We start from the raw sequence: 23,556 nt of genomic DNA on the forward strand, positions 1-23,556 counted from the left end.
CACACACATTATTATATAGTAAATAGAGAAAATTAAACCGGATGACGCACACAAGCCTACTCATACAAAACCAGGCATATTTTTAGGTCTAAAACGAAAAAACAAAATGCCTTGACGTTTTGATTAAAACGACAGCTCGTTTTACCTAAAACGTCAAGGCATTTTTCCAATTAGAAAAATCTATTTCGAGAATGAATAATCCTGATTGAGTTTTATTTGATTTCGGCTACAGATAATATTTTCTTATAATCTGCCATATTATGCAAGATCTTCACAGCCTCTTCCAGATATTCATCATCTTTCAAGCGTTCCATAGCAGCGCCCCTCTGATAAAAATACCTGGTTATGACTTCCTGCGACAGATATTCACGTATTTGCTTCTCAAAAGTTTTCAAATCGCGGTCAAGATTATGATTCAATTTCTTCTCCAAAGCAGCAAACTCTTCTTTTGCTCCGTCCATATAACCTTCGAATTCCGCCATTTCCTTTAATGACTTAAGCATTTTCTCACTTTGTCTGTCGTAAGTAAAATCACGAGATTTAACCAAGGCCATAAAAGCAGAATAATCATCATCTGTCAACTTAAAAGCTTCCACCGATTCCGGAGCCTGATGTGTCCAACAATACTGGGTTGCATAATCAAAAATTATATCATCATTCATCAGATAAAAAATAATATTTGGGAATTTGGCACTTTTGACTTCAATATCCGGACGAATGCCTCCACCATCGCGCACTTCCCTACCAATAGCCGTATGGAAAACATTAGTAAGACTATCCGGTGTTCTTGCAACAGACCCATCGGCGTTTTTCTTTGAATAATCTATAGCCTGTATACATCTTCCACTTGGGATATAATATTTTGATGTGGTAACTTTCAGAGTTCCATTATACGGAAGAGGGCGTGTGGTCTGCACCAATCCTTTACCGTAAGTACGGCTTCCAACTATCACTGCGCGATCCAGATCCTGAAGCGAGCCACTGAGGATTTCCGAAGCAGAAGCAGATGCACCATTAACCAGAACTACGAGTGGAATTTCAGTGTCAACCGGTTCATATTTGGTTTTAAAAGAATTGTCGGCTTGCTTAAGTTTACCTTTTGTATAAACCACCTGCTGTCCTTTAGGAACAAATAGCCCTACTATATCAACAGCCTCAGCCAAAGATCCACCACCATTATCCCTCAAATCAATGACTAGTGATTTTGCTCCTTTCTGCTTGAGTTCGATAAATGCTTTCTTAAAATCTTTGGCGCAATTGTCTGTAAAGCTTTGCAAGGCAATATATCCTATACTGTCGCGTACCAGTCCATAATATGGAACTGGATTTGTGCGAATATTTCGTCTTGTTATCTTAAATTCCATCTCCACACTGTCTTTTTGCATAGGACGCAGCACTTTCAGCACAAACGACGTACCCGGCTCTCCTCTTAATGCATCGCTAACCTTAGACGAGAACTCCTGAGGTTTCATGTCCCCCCTAAGCATTTCCTTGCCACCTACCTCTAGAATTATATCGCCCGCCTTTACTCCTACTTCGGCAGCCGGCATACCCTCAGTCGGCTCAACCACCACAATACGATTGTTAGCTTCATAATACCTGATGGCCGCCCCAATTCCACCATACTTACCGGTAATCATCTCCTTCAGACTCCCAACTTCCTCCTCCGGATAATATTCAGTGTACGGGTCAGTCAAAGCCAACATCCCGTTAATACCATTCTGTATCATTTTTTCAGCATCAATGGTATCCACATAAAACAAATCCAGTTCTTTGAAGATTGAATTAAACAGATCAAGATTTTTTGCTATCTTAAAATTTCTGTCATCCCCCTTAAAACTTAACAATGCCACTCCAATGAAAAGAGTTATAGCAGCAATAATAATCTTTTTAGTATTCATATAGTTTACTTTACTTACATCTATAATATCTTATTGCAAAGAAAAACAATATTCTGATTAGAATGACAGAATGTCTTCAATATTTAACTTAATTTCGTCAAGATAAGCGATATATAATTAAGCATAATGCAACAAATAACCACTCCACAACAAAGGCTTAAAAGAATTTTATTATTTTTTTCGTCAAAAGTGTTGCACAATTAAAAACAAGATAGTATCTTTGCACCGCAATCGAGAAAACAACCTTCTTCAGTAGCTCAGTCGGTTAGAGCATCTGACTGTTAATCAGAGGGTCGTTGGTTCAAGTCCAACCTGAAGAGCGAATCTCAGATTGCAAAATTCTTCAGTAGCTCAGTCGGTTAGAGCATCTGACTGTTAATCAGAGGGTCGTTGGTTCAAGTCCAACCTGAAGAGCAAAAAAGGATTTATCAGATTGATAAATCCTTTTTTTGTGTATAAAAACTAATATCAAAGAGGATTCAGATAGATGCAATTCTGCAAAAATGGCATATGACGTAATTACAAAATATTATCGCCATATGCCATTTTATTGTTCTAATGATTGTACTGAGTATCCTTCAATAAAAAGATAAATCCCCAATTAATATTCACCCAAGGATACATTATTACCATAACTATCCCATCCCTTAGTCGTTCCATCAGAGAAATCTGAATTTTCAATATAATTCTTTTCTTCTCCAGCACGTGTCAAAGACATATCATCAATTAATATATAATCTTCTGGATTGGCATTAAACTGAATAAAGAATCTGACGAATTTATCATTATTTTTTTCCTGAATTGTTAATTCTTTTCTAAAAATACTCCAAGAAGTTGAAGAACTAAATACGTTCCCTTCACCATCCTGACCGTCTTCCCAATTTGTCGTTTGGAAATACAGGTTTCCACCAGTAATTTCTGTTGATGATTTTACTTTACAAGAGAATGTATATGTTCCGCTAGGGAAAGTTCCGGAAATTTGATAAAATGCCTGTGTTTGATTGGTTCCACTTCCTGTCAATTTCAAACACTTATTTAGAATCTGAACTTCTCCCACTTCCACTTCACCGACTGTAACATCGCTAATCCATGGTTCTTCACTTACTGTAGAAGCTATTGATATTTCAGTTTCACCGACATCATTCTTTCTAGTATCAATATGAAAACAATACCTAAATCCCTCTTTAAGTTCTATTTTTGAGTAAGTCAGATATTTAGTTGTTGCTTCGCCTTGCAATTTAATACCAATGCATTCACCTTCCAGAGTTTGCGGAGCTACAATTGTACTTCCGTAATTTACATTATTTGTAAAATCTGGAACGACAGCCAAAGGAATCTTAATATCAGTTGCTTCTGCTCCTGTAGGTGTTATAGAAGAATTAGCAAAACTAAATACACCTCCTGATTTAGCTTTAACAAACACCTCTGCACCTTCAAGGCTAATACCATCACCCTGCTTTACAGCAACGTCAATCTTAACACCTTTATGATAGAACGGCAATTTAACAGTCGGTTTTCCCGCACTTCCTTTACCTGTGGCATAAAGCAAATCCTGCAAAGTCTGATGACCATTATCATCAGTCTGTGTTGTTAAAGTTATATCTGACTGATCTGTTCCGTCACACAATGATGCAGGATATAAAGCCGAGAACGATACTTCATTATTATCTTTATATGTAAATGTTTCTGTAGAAGAAAGTTTTCCATCAGCTCCTGCTGTAAGCACTTGCTTTCCTTTAAAAGGAGCTATTCCTGCAGAACTTGCCCAAATTGCGACGTCATCGCCATTTTCAAAACTTGTTCCATTCACTCTTGACACTACTTGCGAATCATAGCCTGTCAGATTACTGGTAAACTTGACCTCCAAGTTTTTTCCGTCCTGTAATGAAGAAATTTCTTCGTTGTTACATGCAACCATAAACAATGTTGCAACAAATATGTATGTAAGGTTTTTCATATTCTCTTTATTTATATTATTATCCTATTGAAGATAAATTGTACACATATTAGATATACATCAGTTAAAAGTTTTCATTTACGCAAACAACTTCCATATCAGAGCCACTTCTTGCAAGTGTATCTTTTTCTTTCAACGTAATATTGAATTTGTATTCGTGTTCAGATTCAAATGTAGTTGCAGCAGCCAACGTATAAAAATATGTCTTTCCGTCAAAAGTAAATTCTATAAATTGTGCACCACTTTCTATAGGCTGTGGTGCGACATATACACTGGCATAATTAATAGGAGTACTTGTGAAATTATTATTTAAGGCATTAGAAAGAGACATTTCAATAGCTCCATTTACAGCGTCTGTTGTTTCTTTATATGTACCATCATCCATATTATAAATAGACTGGCAGCGTGTATTCAACACACGTATTTTTGTCAATTTAGAATTGTCAGGAGTAGTTACAGCCACAGATATTTTTGTACCTAAATGCTTAAACTGTAGAGACAATGGATTACTTGAAGCAGTTACATTTTCCAGTTTTGCATACAGGAAGTCGGAATTACTATCAGGCTGCCATCCCTGACAATATTGGTAAAATTGTGTCGGTTTTGCCGTATTAGCATCACTTGCCGTAGAAAACGGTGATGCAGCCACCACATAGATATTTACTGAACCATCTGAAGGATAGTATAATTTCTCAGGCATAACCAACTGATTATTCTCTACTGTCAAATAACGTCTGTCATACAAAGCTTCTACTGTGTTATCACCTGTTACTTTATCAACATACATACAAATAAGTTTTCCCTCAAAGAATTTTTCCAAATTTGAAACAGGAGTAGATTCTACCGCTCTTGAAAGAATATTACCATTAAATGCCAGTTCATTAATTTCTCCAAGAATTATTTCTTTTTCAGAAGTAACATTTTCATCCAATAAATTATCCCTATTAGAACAAGATGACAATCCCCCAATTAATAGAGTTAATGCCAAGACCCTTATTGATACATTAAATTTTTTCATATGATTATGAGATTTATAAAATTTATAAACAAAAGATATTTTTACCACTCTAGGGTTCCGCTATATGTTTGACCATTATAGTATTCGTTTATGGTAGCGTTCATTTCAACACCTTCACCTCCACTGGTACAAATCAATCCTTCTGTATTAAGAAGGACAACTTCACACTCTGGTTTCTCGTACGAGTACAGTTTCTGCCGACTCAAATCAGAAATACAAATTTCATTTTTCGTTTTCATAATGTTTAAATTTTAGAACACCAAATTATCTTGAAATAAAATGGCATTTGGTTAATTAATATAATTACAACAAATCTTAATCAACGTTAGTCTAAAGATTTTCATTTGCACAGATTAAAATCCGTAACATCTTTTCGCAAATATATTACATTTAGAACTATAATACTGTCAAATTCGTTACAATTTTTTCCATGTAGGTTACACAAAAGGCTTTCTGCAATACAAAATATTTATCCCATGATACATACGCCCTTAAATTCTGTATAAGAACGTAATAATACTAAAAAAGAGGCTATTGGCAGACTCTTTTTTGTTTCGTTAATATTTTGTAGATGTATACATTTCTTTCATTACTCATGTAAATGCTCCACCTGCTGAAATTTTCTACCGTATTCAATACGAAAGATTGAATACCGCACCAAAAGTATCAGCAGATATAAGATTTAAAACTTAAATCCACTAATACATTCTTTAGTCATTAAAAATATTAATTCCTCTTACATTCAGATTCATTCATATACAAATATGATTTTTCATATCCACCACAGTCTATCACTATCTTCTCCAGAACTACTGCCGGATGCAATGGCTTGAAATCAAGTATATAGGTTCCATCTTCAGAAGCAGGCAGTTTCAAAGTCACCTCTTTTTCAATAACCCTACGTGCTACCGTCGGATAATACACCGTATAGACATTTTCAGGCAATTCATTCAGATTATGATTAAAGTTTACAGTTTCCTCATTTCCTCCTCTGAAACCTACAGAATATTTATGACCTTTTACATCCGCAAAAGCTAAAGTAGATTTTATAACTACGATAACCTTTACTTCCTTAAGATTCTTTGCTTCATCAGGCAAAGTCATTTTGTATGAGACTGAAGCACCGTCTACAGGTTTTGTATATGGCATCAGAGTAACACCACCCAATGTACGTCCCATATCTGGAATTATCTTCCATTCCATACCTTCAGGAGCCTTGTTCTCAAAGAAATGAGGTGCTTCCATTGCCACATAACCATCGTTACCTGTAAAGACATAACCTCCCACAGCTTTTTCAGGTTCTGCCATACGCTTCACTTCCGGAAGTTTATCTGCAGGGAAATCATCATTCCATGATGTATAGCCGATGTGTTTCTGAATCATCATGTTCTTCCATTTGCCTCCGGACATTACATTATTATAGTCGTCGCTTAAGGCTTTATCACGTGCAAAACATTTCTCAACCTTGTCTGCCCAAACATTTGCCATAGGATTTCCTTCTGCATAAAGTTTGTGATTCATAGCCTGAGCATAGTACATTTCATACAGATTTGACATTGCCTGAACAGGGAACAGAAGCAATTGTTTATAAGCATCATGATATTCAGGAGACAATGACATATACTGACGTAAAGCCTCAGCTTCCAAACGAGCATAATCATCTGCCACCTGTTTCCATTCACCGTTTTCAAGGTTATAAGTCTTGGAATCAAGCATCTCAGGTGTCACACGTCCGTTATATTTACTGTAAAGATTCAGAATCCTGGCAGCTTCATCAGCCTGTTCCTCACCAAAGGCCTGAGCACAGAACTTACGTGCATGACTAAGGAAGTTTTCTGCTGTATAAGCATCAGGATTCCATGCCATATCAAGGAAGAATGTTATAGGATATTCCATTGGTTTCAAATCGCCGACATTCAATACCCACAACTTGTCTACACCATACTCATAAGTGAGATGAAGCTGTTCCCACATTCCCTGAATTGGAGTAACATTTATCCATTTTGTATTACGGGGAGCACCGACATAATCTACATGATAGTACATACCCCAACCTCCGGGATGCTTGCGTTCTTTTTCATTTGGAAGACGACACACGTTGCCCCAGTTATCATCAGTCAGGAGCATAATGACATCGTCCGGTACGCGCATACCTTTATCATAATAATCAAGGACCTCTTTATAAAGGGCCCAAACCTGTGGAGTTTCCTTTGCCGGTTTTCCTGTAACCTCTTTAATAATCCTACGTTGGTTCTCTACGATGTTCTCCAGAAGCTTAACGTTTGTTCCGTCAGTCATAGCCGCATCACCGTCACCACGCATACCGATAGTTACTACATCTTCTGTACCTTTCATTCTCTCTATACCTTCGCGGAAGAACTGGTCTAGAACTTTTTTGTTGGTTACATAATTCCATGCGCCATATTCTTTGCGTTTTCTTGACCATTCCTGATGATTGCGTGCCATAGGTTCATGATGGGATGTACTTATTATCACACCCATCTCGTCGGCAGTCTTGCTATTCAATGGATCATCAGCATAAAAAGCCCAACTCCACATTGCGGGCCAAAAGAAATTTCCTTTCAAGCGAAGGATAAGTTCGAATACGTCGGCATAAAAACGATGGTCGCCATACCCTGTACCATAATGTTTTTTCACCCAACCAGTAAGACATGGAGCCTCATCATTCAGGAAGATACCACGATACTTCACTGCAGGTTCGCCATCAGTATATACTCCCGGAAGTACACATACATCGGAACGCTTAACTACAGGAACATCCATCCACCAGTACCAAGGAGAAACGCCCATCTGTCCGGAAAGTTCATAAATGCCGTATATGGTACCACGGCGATCGCTTCCGGCAATAACAAGAGCTTCGTCAACTCCGTCCAACGGATTCTCAACAGTGGTAATTATATACTTTTCATTCTTCCCCTGAAGTTCCTTTTTATCAAGCTTTTTCGATTTGACTAGTTGCTTGATATATTTAGATTCGAGACTTCCGATAATTATGCAGCTTTTGTCCGTGGCAGCATCAAGCAACTGTGGCTTTACTCCGCATACACGTTTAAAATCATCGGCAAGATTGTCTACCGCAATATCCACACCTTTCTTGTCGCCAGAATCAAAAAGGATATTCAAAGGAGTCCCATCGGATATTATATAAAATACTGACGGCTCCTTATCAAAGGAAACAAAACGTTTTGCAGAATAAACAGATACAAAAACGAACGTCATTAATAATATCAGACTTAATTTCTTCATCGTATGACTAAAATTAAAGTTTTAGGGATTTACACAATAATCAATTATATTTCAACCTTACAGAGACAATACTTTGTGCAGACATTGGAACTATCACTCCAGAATTGTCTTCACCTTCAGCTATAGACAGGTTCTCCATATTCTTGTCCTTGTCTGTTATCACACCGGAATATTCAGAGATATTGGAATTGGAGTTTTGCCCGTTCAAGACCACAGTTGTAGGGTCGCTGGAATAATTCAACAAAACAAATGTCACTGTCTTGCCTGATTCATCCATATAAGCCGTACCCTGGACACCGGACTGGTTTGCAGTAAATTCCAGTTTTATCCTGTCAGTTTTCTTTGCATACTTGGCATAGTGTGAAAGGATGTATCCGTTCTTTGTTATGGCACCGCTACTTACAGGAGACTTCTTATCATTATCTCCCAACATTCCATAAAAGCGTTTCAGATACCAATAAACGTAAGCACTGCAGTTTAATTCCATACATGTGTGGATTTCTTTACCAAGATGTGTCAGGTTATAATCCCAGTTCTGGAATACCCATTCTGACATACTGCTTTCATTCTCTCCCTGATTAAACAGATGCTCTGTCATCCACCACTGCTTGTTCCATTTCGTGGAATTTTCCTTAAAATAATTTCTTAGATTTGAAGCATTGCCTTCTGTCCACGCATCATTATATTTGTCATTTTCTATAAATCCCTGATAAAGGTGTCCTGCCACGATATCAGTGTTGTTCCAAGCGGAAGAATTATTTTTTACCGCATCAGTATATGCTGTCTGATATCCGCAGGCTTCCGGCGACATAAGTTTTACGCCTGTTTCACGAATAACCGCACCATATTGTGCCACAAAATTGGCAACATCGGCAGGCCCATTACCATTCTCATTCCAATGTGTAAAATGCATATCCGGCTCATTCTGTACAGACACTGCATGAAGATTTATACCTTGTCCCTTAATAAACTCTATATACTTGACGAGATGTTTTGCATAGTCCTCCCAATGCTCTTTGTACAATATTCTATACTCATTGCCACTTTGATCGGTTTTAATCTCACCAAACTCAGCCGGGCAGTACCACGGGCAAGCAAAAACTGTAGCTCCCAACGACTGTGCCACCCTTACATTACTAACCTCATAATTCCAATCATCCTGCTTGTCGTAAATCATCAATCTAAGGATGTTGTATCCTAACTGGTCATCACCATCCCCATACATTTTTCGTATATCCTGTTCATTTAACGGATCGGCAACCCATCCTTTAGGAGGATACATTCCTCCGAAACCTTCAACATACTGGTATTTCTCTGTTGTGTCGAAACTTGCAGATGCTACCTTAGCATATCTTGATTCCTGGTATAAGGTAAATTCGCTTTGGGTATTATCAGCTTTGTTCACCAAAACTATTTTTTGAGAGTTTGGCGTGTCATCGGATGTATTTTCATTATATGATATTTCAATTTCTGTTGTCATGCCTGATTTTGAGGCATCACCACCCTGAAGCGGAATTACAGAATTTATAAGATTTCCTTCACCCAAAATCAGTTCCCATTCAGTTTCAGACGAAATAACAGATATCTTTACTGTTCCACTAAGATAATTGACTGTTTTTTGTTTTTCAGAGAATGATGCCGAAGCATTCCTTATGCCCTGTTTGATAACTGTTTGCGATGTTTCTCCGGTTGTAAGGTTTTTAATCGTAAGTTTCTGTTCCCTTGTTGACTTAGAAGTGTTTTCATTTAAACCGACAACAATAGTAGTCTTCTGGTCCTTATCGGACTTATTACCTCCAGAAGTCACAGATAATGAAGCTATTACATCACCGTCCTCTTTTGACACTTCCCATTCCGTTTCAGATCACTCAACGAAAACATTAACAGTACCGGAGTAGGAAGCATTAAAATTACTGCTTGAAAACTTTGCGTAGGAAGTCGATAATGCGGCAGTGTCATCGCTACAGGAATAAATTGTCGCAATTGCAATAAAACAAAAGACATATATCAGTTTGTCGAATATTTTCATGCTTTTATAGTATCAATTAATCATGACGGAGATAAATCTCTCCGCCATGATATAATTATCTTAAATATTTAAGAAACTTAATTTTACGGTTCACTTTATTCCGCATTTTCTGACGTTTCATCGCCAGTGGTTGAACCCATGGAACTAGCCCAACCAAGATAAGACTTCTCTATTCCAGCCAAACCATCAGCAAATCCGGCATACGCTGGTTTTCTTTCGTATCCCTTTGTCCATAAGCCGATAGGTTCACCTTGTCTCCATGCCCATTCTTCATCTCCTGCATCTGTTATTGACCAGTGTGTGATACCATAACGATATTCGACAGGTATGTGTTGAAAATATTTTCTGATTATGAAGTTATAATAATCAGCCATGCGAAGAAGATGAACCAAAGTAACATCAGAAGTCATAATATCTTTATCATCTTCATCGGTGATACCCATATCTATTTCGGAAATCTTTATCAGCTTACCTGTTTGAGCCATAAGTTTAAACATGTTTTCTACAGCGTTTTCACGACTCTTTTGAGTATCTTCTTTCACTGAGCATGAAACGTGCATCTGTGTTCCGATTCCGTCAATATAGATCTCTCCGTCATTCTCCCAACGTTTAATCCAATATATCAAGCTCCTTAACTTCTTATTATTCTCATCCCAATCTGATTCAAGATTGTAATCATTGATAAACAATTTCAAATCATCTGGATTACCGCCATATTCTGCAAAATATTTACGTGCTAACTTGACAGCGTCACGGACAAACTCGTCATCTCCCAGATAATCCTGCCAATAAAAATTATTTGTAGGATCCTCACTATTTGATGCAGACCATAATTCATAATGACCTTGAACATCGCCACCACCAGATATAGGTTCATTAACGACTTCCCAAACCTTTACTCTTCCTTTGCAAGTTTCCATCATGTTCTTAATCCAAGTATCAAGTGCAGCATAGATTACATTGCGTTTTTCTTCGTCTGTCATTTCCTCACCTTCAATTACTTTCTTCTGGAAAGAAACGTTGTCAAAATAATAAGTCGTTGCGGTCAATCCAAGGTTAAACGCAACTGCTCCTAATCCTTCCAATGCTTCAGTTCCTGATCCAATGGTTATTTCTTTAGTGATTGTTTGCCAATCAGTAGTTGAATTGATATCGCCAAACATATTCCAATGCATATAAGTTCCAGGAGCAGATTGTGCCTGAGTCGTAATTTTAGCTTCTTTGTCAGATTTTACATCCATTGAGAATACATAGACTTCACCTACCTGAGCTTTGTTCGGGATAGAGAAAATAAACTGTGAGTCATAATCATTGGTTTGAACGTCAGGATTAGTTACTGCCAAAACTTTTCCATGATCTGCATCATCATCTTTAATTTCATATGTAGTTTCTTCTTTTTGGACTATATAACAAGAAGAAAGTTCTCCATTTTCGAAATCACCATTTTCCAATAATTGTGTGTAAGTGACGTCACCGTCTTCTCCTCCTTCGGTGTCATCAGACATATTGAAGATTGATAAAATGTTATCATAGCAATCCCACCAAGTCTTACTTCCTGTTTCAAAATCAGAGTTGTCAATATAATTAGTACCATTATTAAGAGTCAAAGAGACATCATCTATTAATACATAATCTCCTGCACCGGCTTTAAACTGGATAAAGAATCTTATACATTTATTATTAACATCTTCAGGAATAGTTATAGTTGCTGAAAAGTTTGACCAATTTGTGGAAGAACTGAAGACTCCCCATTCTCCAGCCTGACCTTCTTTATAATCTGAAGCCTGGAAAACCAAATTTCCCCCACTAATGGCAACAGAAGATTTAGTCCTGCAAGAGAATGTATATGTACCGCTTGGAAAAGTTCCGGAATTGGGAAGCTCATAATATGCTTGTGCATCCTTTTCTTCTCCTATTCCTGTTAACTTCAGGCAATACTTGTTTTGGCTGTCAGCCCTTGACATAACATCTCTTTTAGCAGCTTTTGATGCGCCTCCTCTCAATAGTCCATTAAGATAGGTCAAATTCTGCTGTGAGTGCCAACACAAGGTATGGCCGTAAACAGTCAGGTCTGCCTCTTCGGCTGTTTCTATGAAGGCTTCAACAGTACTGAAATCCATAGTACCGTCATCCTTCACTACAGAACTATATTTCATGGCGTTTCCTGGAGTAACATCCTCAAAATTTGTTTTCGCGATACTGAATGCCGCACCTTTGTTTATGAAATCATTCTCATCGACAGCAATACCAAGTTTAAATCCCGGATTATCAGTCCTGTTAACGTAATTCTTCAGGACATCATATTCCTGAAGATTAGCATTCTGTGTCAGTTCATCAGGCACCTGTACCTCACCAGGGAAAGGCAATAATCCCTCGTCAGCACAAGAACAAACAGCAAGACATAAACTTGTTCCTATAAATAATTTGTTATATATTTTCATAATACTTGTTTTTTTTATTCTTTATAATATGTTGAAAATGTCTCATAGCTTACACCTCTGTCACGAATGACTAATGTGTCCAGTGTATGGCATGAAGCACCTGTCGTCTTATCCTGTATTGTATAGTCCAGATAAATCACATCACGGTCCTTATTGCCCCAACTATTTTTATCGCCATCTTTTACGAACTTACCGTTACCATTGCTGATGGCAAATCCATCCGTTTCAGTGGTAACAGTACATTCTTTGTTGTCATTGAATGACAGAGTCAACTTATAATCACCAAATCCTTTCAGACTGACTGACATAATAGCTGTTGTAAGATTTTTTGTGTCAATGCTACAGGTGTCATCATACTCCACATACTCTTTATGGCGAACATTTTCCTTTGTCTCGCCTGCTATAGTTATAATATCCTTACCACGGCGAAGATAGTTTCCATCCCACTCGTTAATGTATTTCACACAGTAAAGGACATAATTCATTGGTGCCACATCCCATAATGCGGAGTTGGTAAGTTTGGCATTCTCTTCTATAGGTTTACCGGACAAGATAGAATCTACGTTTACAAAATCTGTCATCTTCAGAGGTATGACGTAGGTGTTTTTTATAGCTTCTGGATCTTCAAAGAATTTATCTGTGAATTGTACTTCTACAGCACCCATCATTTCCTTATTCAGCACTATTTTGTTTGATGACAATTCATAATAATCTGCGGGCATAGCCTCTACTTTTCTTGAATACTCTGTGTCAAAAAACAGATTCTCACATAATTTATTGTCTATTTCGATACCTATTTCAACTTTTTTATCATTGTTATATACTCCGCTGATGGTTGCATATATTTTGCATTTGTGCTGGTTATCTAATGATGTGTCATAAGTGTCTTCTCCCATAACCAATGTACGAACCGGTGTCTGGCGTGCAAAATAGACAGCTGAATAGTCATAATTATCAAATTCAATATCTTGGTTCTTACACGAAGAAATGATAGACATACATACTCCGACAATTAATATTAAATATATTCTTAATGCTTTCATAACTTTTATATTTCAAAGAATTTATTTTCAATTCATACATTACCAATCTTTGTTCTGTTTGAGCTGGTCATACTTTAGAGTCTCGCTATACGGGATAGGTCCATAGTACATATAGTCTTTGTAACTTCTGCTTTCCACTTCAATTTTATCATATTTAAGTCCGGTACCTGCCCTTACAATTGAAACCCCTTTGGCTGGTTCGGTCAATAACGACATATCAACTTTCCAACGGCGTAAGTCATAGAAACGATGATTCTCGAAACAAAGTTCTATACGACGTTCATTACGAATCAACTCACGCATCTTATCCTTATCGGCAGCACACTCTTCCAGATAAGGATCATCTGTTGTAATTCTGGCTCTTTTACGTATAGCCTTTATTACATCATATGCACTATAATCATATCCACCATTACCTTTTGGCCCCCAAGCCTCATTGGCAGCTTCCGCGTAGGCTAGATACAACTCTGTATATCTTATATATGCACTATATACCTTTTGTGGGGTGTTATACGTAGGGTTAGGATTACAATCGGTCCTGAGGAGTTTTTTCATATAATAACCGGTACGTGTTGAATAACCTGACTCCATGTTCAATGCATCGTTTGTGGCACCATATGCACCGGTAATGATTAAACTTTCTTTGTAAGTGTCGCCATTACAGATGATATACTCTTTCAGACGTGGGTCACGGTCCTTGTAAGGATCGTTCGTGTTATAATTGCCGTTTTGATCTGTGATAGGATAACCATTTGCCATAGGGAACGCATCTACCAGATTTTGTGTAGGATTGACTCTGCCTTTACCATAAAGGGAAGGCGGATAATTATCACTTTCCTTGGTCAAATTAGAAACGATACTACTTCGCCATAATATCTCATCAGGGTTTGAGCCTGCTGCCAGATTATCGATTTCAGTTCCGTTTGCATACCATTTATATCCGTCGGGATCTATACCGTCAACACCGTTATTCGTTTTTAATACAATAGCTGCATAATTTGCGGCATCCTCCATGGTCACGCCAGAACCTTCCGCATAGGCAGGACTTGCTGCCAACAAAGCAGCTTGTGCACGTATGGCTTCGACTATCCTTCCTGATATACGTCCTCCCATGTGGTCTCCGTTTACTCTATCATATACGGAAACATCAATTCCTTTATCTTTATAATCTTTCGGAATATCGGCATCGGTATGTGCTTTATAGTCTGTAGGCAATAATTCAATGGCTTTCTTACAGTCTTCGAATATGAAATCCATACAATCCTTGAAAGTATCACGTTTTACATTAAAATCTGTATTAGGATTTTCAGAATTTCTTTTGATTGGAACTCCATACAGAACTCCATCATCTGCCCAACCTGCATGAGCAAGTAACAAATAATACATGTTAAGGGCTCTTAATCCATAAGCTTCTCCCTTAAGCCTGTCATTGAACAACATACGGACATTCTCATCAGTTGACCATATAACATCATCACATCTTTCAAGGAATGTGTTTATATACTGAATGGCATGGTAACGGTTTTGCCACTGTGATGCCTCATCATTATCAGAAGTCCACGAACCAGTAGCAAGTTTTACCCAATTATTTGATACATCATTCAAAACAGCATTATCTGTAGCCACTTCATTAGTTACAGGCGAATTATATGGTGATGTATAAGGTAACAATATATATGCATTCGCCAAAACGCCCTGTGCAAATGAAGGTTCATCATACATGGCATCAATCTCACGATTATTCTCCAATGCAGGTTCCAATAAATCCGCACATGAAGTAAATAAAGGTAAAAATGCCAAAATCTTAAATATACTTTTCATGACTTTAATCATTTAATATTCATTTTTAGAAAGTTAACTTAACACCCAAATTATAGAAACGTGTTTGTGGAGCAGTTCCTACATTCATTTCCAAATATTCACGTTCTTTCGAAATAGTGAACAAATTTGAACCGCTAATATAAACCGACGCATCACTTATAAATGTTTTATTCAAGATATTCTTTGGTAAATCATAAGTGAGCTGTAGTTTTGCGATATCAACGCGATCCGTTTTATACATCCAGAATGTTGAATTTTGGAAGTTATTAGCACCGGACAATGTCGTTAAACGTGGATAAGTAGCAGTTGAAGCTGTTTCCGGAGTCCAACGGTTACGTACAACTTCTGAATATTTTCCATCACCATAAACCCACCAATAAGAATTGCTCTTCATTCCTATAGCACCAAAGCCACCTGTTGCCAAAGCAAAGAATGTAAAGCCTTTCCATTTTGCTGTGAAATTAAGTCCAAGTGTAAGAGGTGAACCGTACCATCCGCCTTTTCCGAGATAAATCTGATCTTTGCTGTCAATAACTCTATCGTTATTTCGATCTCTGTATTTAAGATCACCGGCTTTCAATGTTCCACCGAAATTCTGGTTGGCTGCAGCAGCCTCTTCGTCTGTTGCAAAGAAACCTTCGCATTCAAGTCCCCATACACCGTCTATAGGTTTACCTTCCCTGTTCTGGTATTCATATCTGTTTATTTCATCCTTACGTGTGACTTTTGTATCATAATATGTACCGTTCAATCCCAAAGAGAATTCGGCTTCACCTGCCTTCTTATTGAAATTAACAGAAAAGTCTATACCAGAACGTCTGTTATTATTATAGTTAACATATGGAATAAAAGAAGATTCCGGATAATAACAAGCAAAATAGCTAGGATACAAAGATGATGACTGCACCAATAATCCTTCTGTTGAATTAACAAACAAGTTCACATCTGCTGTTATAAGCTTGTTCCATAGAGAAGTTCTTAAATTCAACGCGACTTCTTTACGTTTTATAAAAGTCAAATCTTCATTTGCACTCCTCAATGAGTTGACCGAGCGTTCTGATACGCCCTCATGCCAGCCCCAATATTCTCCTGTGGCGTGGTTCAGTGTCTGCTGATATAAATAGTAATTTGCAATATCTATGTCTTGATGTAAAATACTTCCGGACAGGCTAATCTGCAAATCATCGACTATAGATGAGGCCTTCAGAAAGTCTTCATTAGCGATGTTCCATGCCAAAGTCAGTGACGGTGAGAACGCATTCCTGTGTCCTTCTGCCAATTTTGCTGAATGGACTGCTGCGCCGCTGAAGTCTATAAAATATTTTTTTGCATAATTATATCCCAGTTGCAAGCCCAGGTTGGCATTGCTGGTTTTATGATATACGCCGGAATTGGTTTGCTGGAAACCATTTGCTATCAACATCGAAGAAATATTGTGTACTTTTTTGAATGTGCGGTTATAATCAAAATGTGCGGACAATGCTATAGTCTGGTTGTCGGTACTTCCACTAATATTCTGGACTCCATCTTTGGCATCATTCCCATATTTACTCAAGGCACTGATGATTTCTGAGGCATTGAAGTTTGACCAGGTCGGAGTATATACGGCATAATCATTGTTATATGATGTGTTATAGGCTGTATTATAGTCAACTGCAAATTGAAAGTGGAAAGACAGACCTTTTGTTATGCTGGCGAGGTCAAAATCAATGCCGGTATCAAATTGGAATTGGCGGCTAGTGTATTTATTGTATCCTCCTGCATAATAATCAGCAAAAATATTACGTTGGTCAATCTGTGTACCTCCGAGAAAACAGCCGTTAAATATATTACTGTTTGCTGCCATATAATCAAGACCTGTCGTGTAATTAGGGTCTATATAACTTACAGGAATCAATGGCGAGAATCTGTTAGGACGCATTGTAGAAGCTTCACTCCAGTAGTCAGCGCCATTTTCTTCAGTCGAGACACCTGTACGTGCATCGTAGAATGTCGCATTGGCGTTAGCATAGGCCGATATAAAATCGTTTATGGTTAAATCGACATTACCGCGGATGTTTAATCGGCTGGTATAATTATCTTCTACCTGACCAAATTTAAACAAATCACCTTGGCGATAATAACCTATATTGGCATAATATCTTGCCCTTTGATTTCCACCTGAGAATTCTGCACTGACGTCACTTCTATTATAGGCTTTTTTTAAATAATCTCCTGAATAATAGTCCACATTTGGATAACGATATGGGTTTGCACCAGTAGCTGAATAGTAGATTTCTGTATCTGAATATAATGGAGTCAGATCATCGTTTGCGCGGGCTTCATTATATAATGTCATATATTCGGCAGAACCGAGATATTTGGGATAACTTTTCGGTATGTAAAAACCGGTATTAGCGCGTACATCAATCTGAAGTTTATCGGAAATCTGACCGCGTTTTGTTGTAACATAAATTACTCCTTTGGCTGCACGACTACCATATAAAACAACAGCTGACGCACCTTTCAAAAATGTTATTTTATCTATTTCGGAAGGTAAGACATTATCCATGTCACGTGGTACTCCATCAACAAGAACTAAATAACCTGCGTTGTCTCCATCCATACCCCATAATGAATTACCGTTCCATCCACCTATATATCCTTGTAGATTGTCAAGTGTGTATGTATTATAATTTTTCTTTTGTAACTCCTTAAAATCTATAACAGAAACTCCGCCTAGTAATTCATCTTGAGACACTTTTCTAAAAGCAATCTGAACCAATGAGTCTGCAGATTCTGATAATGGTGTTGCATTTCCGATAGTTTCCTGAGCAATCATTGGACATACCATTGCTGCCAGTAATGCTGTAGATGAAATGAACTTTACATGTATATGTTTCATTTTGTAATACTTTTTAATTTTATTTCTCAAAAAAAATAACTCAGCTTCGCCCATTACCAACCAGGGTTTTGGCTAAATTCCATGGTAACATAAGTGTCGGCTTGCTTCAATGGGAACCAATAATGCTTTGCTTCAAAGTTGCGTGTAAGAATTTCCTCTTCTCTCCAGCCTTGTACCTCGGCATCTCTTGGGTCGTGGTTTTCGTACCAAGCATCATCATGTACTCTCGTGAATTCTTGTGATGTTTTTTTGTTGTATGGTGCTTCGGTTAATAGTAGCCAGCGTTGCAAGTCATAAAAACGGAATCCTTCGAAAGCAAGTTCCACGGCACGTTCACGACGCACTTCATCCATAAACTTATTTTTATCATCGATATATGTAGGATCAATTATATCATCATTAAAGCTTTTAGTAGCCGGATTATAAGTTTGTCCACCTACATGACCTGCGCCTACCCTGTCACGAAGTTTGTTTATAGCGCCAACAGCTGTCAATGCTGAATGCGTCGTAGATGCCTGTTGAGCGCCTCCTATTGCGGCGCAAGCCTCTGCATACATCAGATAAACGTCGGCAAGTCGCATGTATGGGATATACATCCTGAGACCTGAAGACCAGTCGTAAGACTTGTCATATTTATTACAAGTGTGTGGTGTCAGTTTCTGGGCAAAATATCCTGTACGGCTACCGTTTAGAGCTCCCCTTACATTTCCGCCTGTATATAACTGGCTGTAACGATACTTCTTGTCATCCTCAGCACTAATTTCGGCATTGATGTATTCAAAGCCATCGAAAACAATGTCGTGGTAGAAACGTGGGTCACGATCTTGGAACGGAAACCTCTCGTTGAATTCGCTATTCTTATCAGTCAGAGGAAGACCGTTGACCATGCCGTAATAGTTAACATAGTTTGCTGTCGGTTGGTGGATTACATTGTCACGTTCTACAATACCGTTTACTTTTGGACCCCAGGTCGCTGCTGCGTTCCATCCGCTGGCGTCAGATTTTGCGGGAAGCAGGCCGCGGAATATGGCTTCGATAGAACCAGGCATCATGAAATTTTGTCCCATTGTATAGAATATGTCTGTAAAACAAGTAGTGGCATCCGATGATTTTTTATGGTTGTAGATGTCCTCATATTTGAATTCCGCAAGCCCATATTGTGTTTGCCCTGTCTCAACCAACTGGAGGAGTTCGCCGAATACGTCTGCCGCCTTTCGACAATATTCCACGTCGTAATCGTATGTCATTGCTCCACCTGTTTGTGCGCCGTTTTTCATCAACGGGCTACCAGCCCAAAGGTAACACTTGCCCTGGTATCCTAGAGCCATAATCTTGTTTATGCGCAATTGGTTGTGGCCTTGTGTTTGTTTTCCTATGGTTGTGTTGTCCCAGTCTATTGGCAAAAGCTCTGCAGCTTTGCTGAAGTCAGTTGCGGCCTTGTCTGCACATTCTTGAAAAGTAAGGCGTGCCAATGCTTCCGTGCCGTCAAGTGATGATTCCACATATGGTAATCCGCCAAGGAACTGCATTAGTTCGAAATGCCACCACGCACGGAAAAAGTAAAGTTGTCCCTTTATAAGGTTACGTTCTTCTTCGGTAGCATCTACCATTTTGTCTATATTTTCTAGTCCAAGGTTACATTTACGGATGCTATACCATGAATAAGGCCATAATCGGATGTTGTAATAGGCTTGATCACCGGAATTGTTCCCATCACCATCGAGGTATGTTCCGTCCATTCCCGATATTTCTGACTGCCACTGCCAGAAGTTACCTAAGTCTATCTGATGGCATAGATGCCAGTCGGCTTCTGTGTTCATTATTTCATCTTCACCCCAGTTGAATGACGTTGTCCAATAACATTGCTCCTTGTCAGGAATGTAGTTGTATATTTCTTCTACGTATCCTTGGAAACTTTGGAAATTCTTGAATGCATCGTTCATGTCCACTGTGGAATCGGGGTCCTTATCCAAATAATCCTCGCATGACGTTAACATTAAGGAGCCTGTGGACAAGCAAACGCTTAATAAATATATGTAATATCTTTTCATAATCATTATAATGTGAATTTTAGACCTAAGTTAATACGTTTCATAGTTGGATAGGATCCTTGATTACTTGCTCCGGCAAAGTTGGATTCACGGTCGTCAGGCATACGTGTCCATAGCCAAAGATTGTTTCCGTTAAGGAATACCTTCAAATTGCGGATACCTATTTTTCTTACCCATCCACTATCGAAAGTGTATGCAATTTCGGCATTCTTTAGACGGATATATGAACCATCGTACAAATACTGGGTACCAGTGTTGTAGGATGGTGTAGTCATGAAGCGCGGCATAGTCCTGTCGGCATTCGGAGTATCTTTGGACCACCATGTTCCATTGTCATAAACGATGTTAGTTTTGTTCACGAAACTCGTAAGCGTAACGTCGCGTGTAACGTTATTCACACCATAAAACTGGATGAATGCGCTAAAACCTTTCCACTCGAAACCTATCGTTGCATTATATGTGTTCTGTGGAGTGGGGGAGTATCCGTATGGTGCGCCGTCTTTGTCGTCTATCACACCGTCGGCATTAAAATCTACTATATAATAGTCGCCAGGGAGCATTTGTCCGTCATTTGTGCTATGTATAGGTGCGCCGTAAATTTGGTCGTAATTCTCCAAGTAACCTTTGTCGATGTGTGAATGGCTCTGGTTTATGCTGAATCCAGCCTGTTTCTGGTATGCAGGTGTCATTTCAGGGTCGTCGCGTTCTATCACTTCGTTTTTGGCGTGCGTCATATTGAAATTTCCCCATAGACGCATTTTGTTTTCAAATACTTTGTTCACACGGAGTTCCAGTTCATAACCTTTGGTTTTCACTTCACCTAAGTTAGCAGAAGGGGCATCTATACCCAATATAGGAAGTACTGCACGTTCTCCACCATTAACTATAATGTCTGTACGCCTGTCGCGAAATACTTCTACTGTACCCGCAAGAAGACCTCCCAAGAAGGAATAATCTATACCAAGGTTGAACTTCTTCACTGTTTCCCAATGTATGTCAGGATTCCCCATAGCGGTTTCACGGTACCATTGGAAAGAACTTGCATTGGCATTCAAATCCATTAGACTGTAACCTCCACCTTCTCCGTTGCCTAAAGCCCAATGGCTCATGTATAACCAGCGGTCTGCCACGTTGTCGTCACCAATTTCACCGTATGAAGCACGTATTTTTAACATGTCAAGCCATTTTTTTGTGAAACTCATGAATTTTTCTTCGGAAAGCATCCATCCTATGGCTCCAGAGTTGAAGAATGCAAAACGATACTCTGGTGCGAATTTCTCAGAACCGTTGTATGCTCCATTGTACTCTACAAAATACTTGTCCGCGTAGTTATAGGTGGTACGGAATGCCCAGTCCTCACGGTAGCTAGGTATAACGCTACCCAATGCTGTTTCTTGGCGACTGAACAACCCCATTGCCGTTACGTTATGCTTTTCAAAGTCGCGTGCCCAGTTAAGTTGTATCTGGTAGTTCAAATTACGTTGTGTGGCACTATTGTTAACGGAACCTGCGGCTGTCTGCCATAAAATGTTATCTTGAAAATCGAATTTGTTATTGGTGTCATACCCTGATTTGTAATATGTAGTGCCATCTGCAGGGTCTATCCATTTGTATTGTGGAGAATTGTTTAGGTCGTTAATACCTCGTCCTGACTCCACGAATACGTTGTCCCAAGAAACCATACCTCTAAGACTTAATCCCTTTGTAATAAAGCTTAAATCCTGTTCAAGGGTAAAATCGGTATTGATACGTGTGGTAGTGGTCTTTTCGTTTCCTGCCAGTGCCAATATTGCAGCTGAGTTTGAAATGTTAGACACGTTAGGGTAATAACCCCAAGTGCCATCAGAATATACAGGCATGAATACATCAGGCGCAATGCCGTATGCACCTGCCCAAAACTGTGCGGCACTCCAACTTGAAGAATCGCCTTGTCCCCATGGCGCCATCCTTATTCCATTTGAACCGGCAAGGTTTATTTTTAATAATGTGGTTTTCGTCAATTGGAAGTCTAGGTTGCTTCGCACATTTATTCTATTGTAGCCGTATCCACTTTTGTAACCTCGTCCGTTATCATAAATTTTGAAAAGGTCGCCTTCGTTCACGAAATCAGCAGAAACGAAATATTTTACGAATTTTGTACCACCACTTACGTTAAGATTGGCATTATATGACATTGCATAATTTTCGAATAGAGCGTCTTGCCAGTCAACATTAGGATAGCGTTCGGCTTCTGCCAAACTAACAGGATACCTATATTTATTTATAATAGCTTGTGGAGTAATATAATCCCAAGAATTTGGATCAAGAGCTAATTCGTGTTCTACAACAAAATTACGTGCAGTCAAAGCATCGTATGAATCAAGCTTGCTTGGTAATTTAGAAGGAACTTTCATTGTTGCCTGTGCAGATACATCAATTTGCGCTTTACCTTCCTGGCCACGTTTGGTTGTGATAAGTATAACACCATTTGCACCTTTAACACCGTATACTGCTGTGGCAGATGCATCTTTCAACACAGAAATTGACTGAACGGAACTGATGTCAACAGAGCTCATTGGACGTTCGATACCATCCACCAACACCAAAGGAGAGCTGTTATTCCATGAACTTGCTCCACGAATTACGATTTCCGGTTCCTCTTCACCTGGCATACCAGAACTCTGTGTAGTAATAACACCAGGAAGATTACCGGTCAATGCAGCACCAATGTCTGTAACACCACCGGCTCTCTCTAAAACTTCACCTTTAGTCTGAGTAATAGCACCTACAACTGAAGCCTTTTTCTGTTGTCCATAACCTACCACAACAACTTCTTCAAGCATTTCTGAATCCTCACGCAATACAACAACAATCATACTACGGCCATTCACATTTACATCTTGAGGAGTCATACCAAGATAAGAAACCGTCAAAACTGCATTTTTATCAGGAACTTCCAATGTGAAATTTCCATCAAAATCTGCCACAGTTCCTGTAGTACTTTGACTTTTAAGTACGATAGCAGCACCTATCAATGGTTCATCGTTAGCATCAAGAACCTTTCCTTTTACAGTGAAGCTTTGGGCAAAAGCCGAAAGGTTACATAACATAATTAATAATAAGGACAAACATCCTTTCAATAACCGCAATCTAGTTCTATCGAGA

The 23,556-nt window shown here is 38.6% G+C and carries 12 protein-coding genes and 2 tRNA genes; 2 read left to right on the plus strand and 12 right to left on the minus strand.

What is annotated here, in order from left to right; genetic code table 11:
- Positions 1–212 precede the first annotated feature (212 nt).
- Complete coding sequence (locus I6E11_RS01860) at positions 213–1,901, minus strand: S41 family peptidase (protein WP_235336128.1); 1,689 nt, start codon at positions 1,899–1,901, stop codon at positions 213–215.
- A gap of 246 nt (positions 1,902–2,147) precedes the next feature.
- Between I6E11_RS01860 and I6E11_RS01865 the strand changes: the two genes are divergently transcribed.
- Together I6E11_RS01865 and I6E11_RS01870 are read left to right on the plus strand one after the other, a co-directional pair.
- Positions 2,148–2,221: transfer RNA gene (locus I6E11_RS01865), tRNA-Asn, on the plus strand.
- 20 nt (positions 2,222–2,241) lie between these two features.
- A tRNA-Asn gene (locus tag I6E11_RS01870) sits at positions 2,242–2,315 on the plus strand.
- A gap of 187 nt (positions 2,316–2,502) precedes the next feature.
- Here the strand turns inward: I6E11_RS01870 and I6E11_RS01875 are convergent.
- The 11 genes from I6E11_RS01875 to I6E11_RS01925 all read right to left on the minus strand — a co-directional run bounded on the left by I6E11_RS01875 (position 2,503) and on the right by I6E11_RS01925 (position 23,501).
- Positions 2,503–3,858 carry a fimbrillin family protein gene (locus I6E11_RS01875; RefSeq protein ID WP_235336129.1) on the minus strand — a complete coding sequence of 452 codons (1,356 nt, stop codon included), beginning with the start codon at positions 3,856–3,858 and terminating at the stop codon, positions 2,503–2,505.
- Positions 3,859–3,922: 64 nt separating this feature from the next.
- Positions 3,923–4,876, minus strand: a complete 954-nt coding sequence (locus I6E11_RS01880; protein WP_235336130.1) for a fimbrillin family protein — start codon at positions 4,874–4,876, stop codon at positions 3,923–3,925.
- Between the two features lie 41 nt (positions 4,877–4,917).
- Positions 4,918–5,115 carry a hypothetical protein gene (locus tag I6E11_RS01885; protein WP_235336131.1) on the minus strand — a complete coding sequence of 66 codons (198 nt, stop codon included), beginning with the start codon at positions 5,113–5,115 and terminating at the stop codon, positions 4,918–4,920.
- A 487-nt stretch (positions 5,116–5,602) separates the two neighbouring features.
- On the minus strand, positions 5,603–8,143 hold the full coding sequence (locus tag I6E11_RS01890; RefSeq protein ID WP_235336132.1) for a glycosyl hydrolase 115 family protein: 2,541 nt from the start codon (positions 8,141–8,143) through the stop codon (positions 5,603–5,605).
- Positions 8,144–8,183: 40 nt separating this feature from the next.
- Positions 8,184–9,989 carry a glycoside hydrolase gene (locus I6E11_RS01895; RefSeq protein ID WP_235336133.1) on the minus strand — a complete coding sequence of 602 codons (1,806 nt, stop codon included), beginning with the start codon at positions 9,987–9,989 and terminating at the stop codon, positions 8,184–8,186.
- Between the two features lie 278 nt (positions 9,990–10,267).
- Entirely contained in the window at positions 10,268–12,613 is a 2,346-nt protein-coding gene (locus tag I6E11_RS01900) for an endo-1,4-beta-xylanase (RefSeq protein ID WP_235336134.1), read from the minus strand.
- 14 nt (positions 12,614–12,627) lie between these two features.
- On the minus strand, positions 12,628–13,656 hold the full coding sequence (locus tag I6E11_RS01905; RefSeq protein ID WP_235336135.1) for a DUF5627 domain-containing protein: 1,029 nt from the start codon (positions 13,654–13,656) through the stop codon (positions 12,628–12,630).
- Positions 13,657–13,695: 39 nt separating this feature from the next.
- Positions 13,696–15,477 carry a RagB/SusD family nutrient uptake outer membrane protein gene (locus tag I6E11_RS01910; RefSeq protein ID WP_235336136.1) on the minus strand — a complete coding sequence of 594 codons (1,782 nt, stop codon included), beginning with the start codon at positions 15,475–15,477 and terminating at the stop codon, positions 13,696–13,698.
- Between the two features lie 25 nt (positions 15,478–15,502).
- On the minus strand, positions 15,503–18,361 hold the full coding sequence (locus I6E11_RS01915; RefSeq protein ID WP_235336137.1) for a SusC/RagA family TonB-linked outer membrane protein: 2,859 nt from the start codon (positions 18,359–18,361) through the stop codon (positions 15,503–15,505).
- 53 nt (positions 18,362–18,414) lie between these two features.
- Positions 18,415–20,412, minus strand: coding sequence for a RagB/SusD family nutrient uptake outer membrane protein (locus I6E11_RS01920; RefSeq protein WP_235336138.1), 1,998 nt, complete (start codon positions 20,410–20,412; stop codon positions 18,415–18,417).
- A gap of 5 nt (positions 20,413–20,417) precedes the next feature.
- On the minus strand, positions 20,418–23,501 hold the full coding sequence (locus tag I6E11_RS01925) for a SusC/RagA family TonB-linked outer membrane protein (RefSeq protein WP_235336200.1): 3,084 nt from the start codon (positions 23,499–23,501) through the stop codon (positions 20,418–20,420).
- Positions 23,502–23,556 lie beyond the last annotated feature (55 nt).

The organism is Bacteroides caecigallinarum, assembly GCF_021531075.1.
Taxonomy (GTDB): Bacteria; Bacteroidota; Bacteroidia; order Bacteroidales; family Bacteroidaceae; genus Phocaeicola; species Phocaeicola caecigallinarum_B.